This is a genomic window from Siphonobacter sp. (assembly GCF_048595215.1).
GTDB lineage: Bacteria > Bacteroidota > Bacteroidia > Cytophagales > Spirosomataceae > Siphonobacter.
In genome coordinates this window covers 1-5,232 of record NZ_JBMDWJ010000135.1, presented here as the reverse complement: position 1 = coordinate 5,232, position 5,232 = coordinate 1, and the positions used below count along the sequence as shown (strand labels likewise).

At 48.1% G+C, this 5,232-nt stretch carries 6 protein-coding genes; all 6 read left to right on the top strand.

Going from position 1 to position 5,232, the window contains the following annotated elements; all coding sequences use genetic code 11:
• The coding region (locus tag ACOJTG_RS07805; RefSeq protein WP_420153293.1) for a sigma 54-interacting transcriptional regulator at window positions 1-574 on the top strand (574 nt) is incomplete at its 5' end.
• Window positions 571-1,851 carry a sensor histidine kinase gene (locus ACOJTG_RS07800; RefSeq protein ID WP_420153292.1) on the top strand — a complete coding sequence of 427 codons (1,281 nt, stop codon included), beginning with the start codon at window positions 571-573 and terminating at the stop codon, window positions 1,849-1,851. The genes ACOJTG_RS07805 and ACOJTG_RS07800, both read left to right, overlap by 4 nt.
• A gap of 362 nt (window positions 1,852-2,213) precedes the next feature.
• On the top strand, window positions 2,214-2,801 hold the full coding sequence (locus tag ACOJTG_RS07795; protein ID WP_420153291.1) for a DUF4136 domain-containing protein: 588 nt from the start codon (window positions 2,214-2,216) through the stop codon (window positions 2,799-2,801).
• A 12-nt stretch (window positions 2,802-2,813) separates the two neighbouring features.
• Window positions 2,814-3,455 carry a hypothetical protein gene (locus tag ACOJTG_RS07790; RefSeq protein WP_420153290.1) on the top strand — a complete coding sequence of 214 codons (642 nt, stop codon included), beginning with the start codon at window positions 2,814-2,816 and terminating at the stop codon, window positions 3,453-3,455.
• An 80-nt stretch (window positions 3,456-3,535) separates the two neighbouring features.
• Window positions 3,536-3,958, top strand: a complete 423-nt coding sequence (locus ACOJTG_RS07785) for a GNAT family N-acetyltransferase (RefSeq protein WP_420153289.1) — start codon at window positions 3,536-3,538, stop codon at window positions 3,956-3,958.
• 128 nt (window positions 3,959-4,086) lie between these two features.
• Window positions 4,087-4,608 (top strand): hypothetical protein, encoded by a 522-nt coding sequence (locus ACOJTG_RS07780; RefSeq protein ID WP_420153288.1) that lies wholly within the window; start codon window positions 4,087-4,089, stop codon window positions 4,606-4,608.
• Window positions 4,609-5,232: the final 624 nt, after the last annotated feature.

Sequence of the window (5,232 nt, the reverse complement as noted above, 5' to 3'; positions counted from 1 at the left end):
GCTGGGCAGCAGCAAGAGCCGTACCGTAGACGTGCGAATCATTTGTGCGACCAACCGAAATCTGGAGGAAATGGTCGCGAAAGGAACCTTTAGGGAGGACTTGTACTATCGCATTAACCTTATTTCGGTGAAATTGCCGTCGCTACGGGAACGTCCCGACGATATTCCCCTGCTAGCGGAATTTTTCATGAATAATCTGAAGGAAATTTACCATCGACCCGCCTTGCAGCTGAGTCCGTCAGCGGTACAGTGGCTAAAAACGCTGCCTCTGCCCGGAAATATTCGGCAATTGAAAAATCTGGTGGAACGAACGGTATTGCTTTCGGGTCAGGATCGTCTGGAAGTAAAAGATTTCCAGATCAACCTGACGGCGAATACCAGTAGTGCCCCGCGTAGCCTGCCCGAGGTTGGGACGCTGACCCTGGAAGAAATGGAGTACCACATGATTCAGCGAGCGATGGATTTTCACCAGAATAAAGTAGCCAAGGTAGCCCGCTCACTGGGTATTACGCGGTTTGCCCTGTACCGACGACTCGAAAAATACGGAATTTCTTACGACGCCGACGATGTATGAGGCTGTCCACCCGCACCAAGTATATCCTGTACATGATCGCCCTGCACGTTTTGCTGATGGGGCTGGTTTATCAGTTGCTCTTTCAAAGTAAACCCTTGTTCATCGCTACGGAAGTAATCCTACTGCTTTCCATCGGCGTATCCATTCAGCTATACAAGGATTTCAGTCAGCCCGTCGCGTTTATTCGGTCGGGCATTGAAGCCATCAAAGACAAAGACTTTACCATCAAGTTTGTACCTACGGGCAAAGGAGAAGTAGATACGCTAATTGAAGTGTATAATCTGATGATTGATCAGTTACGCGAAGAACGTACCCGCTTGCAGGAGCAGCATTTTTTTCTGGAAAAACTCATCGAAGCCTCGCCCATAGCCCTGCTGATTCTGGATTTTGATGAACGGCTGGTCCAGCTCAATCCCCGGGCTCTAAACCAGTTTGGTGATGCGGTACTGGGTAAAAAGCTCGAAGAGACGGAAAACCATCTGCTTCATCAAATGAGTACCATGACCGACGGTGAATCCCGTACGCTCAAAACCGACGGGGTACAAACCTATAAAGTACAGCGGTCGCACCTCATGCACCAGGGCTTTCGGCGGTCGTTTTTTATACTGGAAGAGCTGACAAGTGAGCTGTATAAGATCGAAAAAGCAGCGTACGGGAAAGTCATTCGGATGATGGCCCACGAAGTGAACAATACCTTGGGAGCTACGGATTCGATTCTGCAAACGACACTCCAGTCTTTACCGGAACCGGAATTTTCGGACCTGAGCGAAGCCCTGCGTATTGCCAGCGGCCGCAACGGACGACTAACCCAGTTTATGCGGAATTTTGCGGATGTGGTACGCCTGCCCTCACCCCGGCGGGAAGACGTTTCCCTGAACCGACTGGTAGAGCAGGTAAGCCTGTTTATGCGGGCAACGGCTCTAAATCAGGGAAGCAGTATTCACACGCCTGAACCGAACGAACCTTGTATGCTATACGCGGATACCGCCCAATTGGAACAAGTACTGGTGAACGTTCTGAAAAATGCCATCGAAGCCGGGGGCACTGAAATACGGGTTGAAATTCAAAAATGCGAACTGGCTATTTTGAACAATGGCAAGGCGATCACGCCCGAAGAATCGGCCCAGCTATTCAATCCTTTCTACAGTTCGAAACCCCAGGGACAGGGTATTGGATTGACACTGATTCGGGAGATTCTCGTCAATCATGGATTCTCTTTTACGCTAAAAACGCAGGCAGACGGCTGGACGGCGTTTCGGATTCAGTTTAGTACTTAAGTTAGATTAGGCTATTCTTCATTAAAGTTCCAGGTGTCAGGCTTGAAAAGCGTCACCTGGAACTTTTGATTTTAATAGCGTTTCGCATACTATACCCTGCATTGCATACGGGGCTATTGAGGTTGAACTTCTTCGGAGTTGGTCGCATAGGATTGGGCTTATACGCTCTTATTCGAAAGCCCTGCTGTTTCTCTTCAGTAAGTACTCCCTTACATCTGCTAATACGGACCCAGAATGCCTCTCCGCTTTTAAGGTCATTTTAAGCGTATTTATAAATCGCTTTAAAGCCGTTATATGAGCTTTGGTCACACAAAAGCAGTACGAAAAACAAATTCAACACTATCAAATTATGCATGTCACCCATGAAAACGCAATGGTTTTTTCTAGGTGTTATTCTGCTCTGGATGAGTGGATGCACCGCTGTTCAGGTACAGCAAAAAAGTGCGGTCAACTTTGATGAGTATCGGAAATTCACGTTCGTCAAACCGGATATTCAGGGTAACAAAAATCCCTTGTACACGAGTGGCATTACCGACGAAATGATTCAAAATGCGATTGCTTCTGAGCTCACGAAAAAAGGATTGGTTCGCGACGATAACCAACCTGATTTATTAGTAGCTACGCACGAGTATTTTGAAAAGAAAACCCAGCAAGTCGCGAATCCCGCTTACCCCTATCCGTATTACGTCCCCTATAACATCTGGTACCGCAGCCGCTGGATGCCCGTTGGCTACAGTTATTATTACCAGCCTTGGAACAGCGGTTATCATACCGAACACTATACTGCCGGAACGCTGATCGTCGATGTTATTGACGCGAAAACGCAGCAATTACTGTGGCGTGGTTCGCTGGAAAATCCGGTAAATGATCCCGCTGGACTGGCTAAACAATTTGCCCACGAGGCCGAAAAAATCCTGGCCCGTTACCCTGAACATCTTCAACACTCTTAATGTAACTTACTCATGAAAGCTCATCTGTTCGCGATCGGCCTGATGCTGGTATTAGCCTCCTGCCAATCCTCCCCTAAAAAACAAGAAGCCCAAACGGCCGCTACGGATACGACGCTCATTGCAGCCGAAGAAACGCAAGTGATCGAAAATCCTTCGGACGCTTATTTCGATCAGGCCCTGATTGCCCTCCAAACCAAGGCTCCCGAGACAGCAGTGAAAGATATGGAATCGGGAATCGCAGCTCTCAAACAAGAGGGTAGAAATTTGAAAGGTGAAAACCTGACGAATTTCAATAATCACTTAAAAGATCTGGAAAAACTGGTAGAACGGGCCAAAGCGAAAAAACTGACGGAAGAGGAGCTAAATCAGGCAGTAACAGCGGCCGAACTGACGGTGGGCCACCAAGCCATCGAAGACATCCTCGTACTACCGGAAGTAACGACGGATCCGCTGAAAGTTACCCTTAACGATCTGGAAAAACACGTGGGTAAACTGGACAAAACCAGCAAAGATGAGGGACTCAAATTGATCAGCACGGCTCGTACTTCGCTGGATTTCAGAGAAAAAGCGACGAAGGAAGAAGCGAAGAAAATGGATGAACGCCTGCGTCAGGATTTAAAAAATATTCAGGCTTACATCAAGAAACATTCGTAAAAACCCATTCTGTAAGGATTAAAAAAGGCCAAAGGCGTGCGTTCTGCATACCTTTGGCCTTTCATCTGTGATTGATCGCTATGCTTCCCGTCTTCCACATTCAATCCATATCTGCTCAAGAAACCTATTCCTTACGTCATCGGGTACTTTGGCCCGATCGACCGCTGGCATCCGTAAAACTTGCTGACGATGAGCAGGGCCTGCACTATGGAGCTTTTTACGAAGGTCAACTGATCGGTGTTATTTCCGTGTTTGCCGAAACTAGCGATCGGTTTCGCTTTCGAAAGTTTGCCGTCGACGCGTCCTGGCAGGGCAGGGGTGTCGGTTCGGCCCTGCTTACGGAAGTGATTGCCCAGGTGCGTACGAAAAAAGCCAGAATACTCTGGTGCGATGCTCGCCTGACGGCCCGGTCGTTTTACGAGCGGTTTGGTATGCAAATGGAGGGTGAGGTGTTCTACAAAAACGAAGTGGCTTACGCGAAGTATCGGTTTGAGATGGCGTAAAACCACTCTATACGACTGGCTATTCTAAACCGTTAGGAAATGATCTGTACAGGCTAAGTACGCCCGTATAGTTGCTAAAATCAGGTACAATAATCGTTACTTCAAGACCAAGAAACTTTTAAAAGCGGATGAATACGGAAGCAACCAGCGTCGTAACCTATGGCGGACTGTCTAAAGAAGAACTACTGAATGAATTAAAAAGGGCTGATATACAGCTCAACGAATTTGCCGCCATACTCTTAGAAAGTCCGCATTGCAGTATTACTCCCACGAAACATTCCCTGACCATCAAAGAAGTAACGGTTGAATCGCTGGGTTTGCCCCGGGGAGGCACCCTATCTGAAATCAGCGAAGGGGCTCGTCGCAAAGGCTTAGGAGCGTGTCCATTAGAGGCCGCGTTTTATATCCGTTTGAGTTGTCCCGATCTTGAGGAAATAAAGGTGTCGGTGAAAACGCCGAACCAAAATCCACCCGGAGCACTCGTCATCTATACTGAATCTCTTGAGCAAGATGATACCTTTCCGAGAGGATTGTACTTGCGAAAAATAGAAGAAAAATCCTGGCTAAGAGGGTACCGCTGTTCGGAGGACTACCTCTGGGCTCCATCGGATCGGTTTTTGTTCCAGATAGGTGGACAGTTTGAAGTATAAAGTTTAAGGTTTGATAGCTTAAAGTAGGAATGAAGTAATGTTTCTTGCGATTGATTATAATAGCAGAACCGTTTTTCGTCTCGCTGAGACGGCTGCAAGAAAAGTCCCTATTCATTCCATGCGAGGCATGGAATGAATAGGGACAGGGTTCATTTTTGTGCCGTCCATGCAGTTATTCGACTGTGTTTAGCAACTACCAACTAGTAACTATTGCTGAAAGATGAAAACCTCTCCCGCCCGTGAGCATTCCATGCTGGGCCATTCCATGGGGGCAACCGAGTAACCTGCCTCGCCCATTCCATGGGGGCCATCCCGTGGTGGCCATTCCATGGCGGGAACAATGCGGTGGGCATGAGCTAAGCTAGGCAGTTACGGAGAGGTCCAGCCTGGAAGGCTTACGGGCTACTAACCGGCCGTGCTTGCGGGGCGAAACCGGTCTGTTCAAGGCGGCCCAATCCACAATTACTAATCATTTCCCCGATTTCCCTCCGATCGCTCCCTGCGAAGATTTCTGCTCTTGCATCGGATTCAGCGGACGTTTGAACTCGCGTTGTTTAAACATCTGAAAACGGGTGGGTTGACTCGGTTGTCGAGGAAAGGCATTGTTCTCCGTATCAATATCGG

What these genes read in the sequence shown, in the direction of transcription:
- ACOJTG_RS07800 (WP_420153292.1), top strand. Translation starts at nt 571, where the DNA reads ATGAGGCTGTCCACCCGCACCAAGTATATCCTGTACATGATCGCCCTG.
- ACOJTG_RS07795 (WP_420153291.1), top strand. Translation starts at nt 2,214, where the DNA reads ATGAAAACGCAATGGTTTTTTCTAGGTGTTATTCTGCTCTGGATGAGT.
- ACOJTG_RS07790 (WP_420153290.1), top strand. Translation starts at nt 2,814, where the DNA reads ATGAAAGCTCATCTGTTCGCGATCGGCCTGATGCTGGTATTAGCCTCC.
- ACOJTG_RS07785 (WP_420153289.1), top strand. Translation starts at nt 3,536, where the DNA reads ATGCTTCCCGTCTTCCACATTCAATCCATATCTGCTCAAGAAACCTAT.
- ACOJTG_RS07780 (WP_420153288.1), top strand. Translation starts at nt 4,087, where the DNA reads ATGAATACGGAAGCAACCAGCGTCGTAACCTATGGCGGACTGTCTAAA.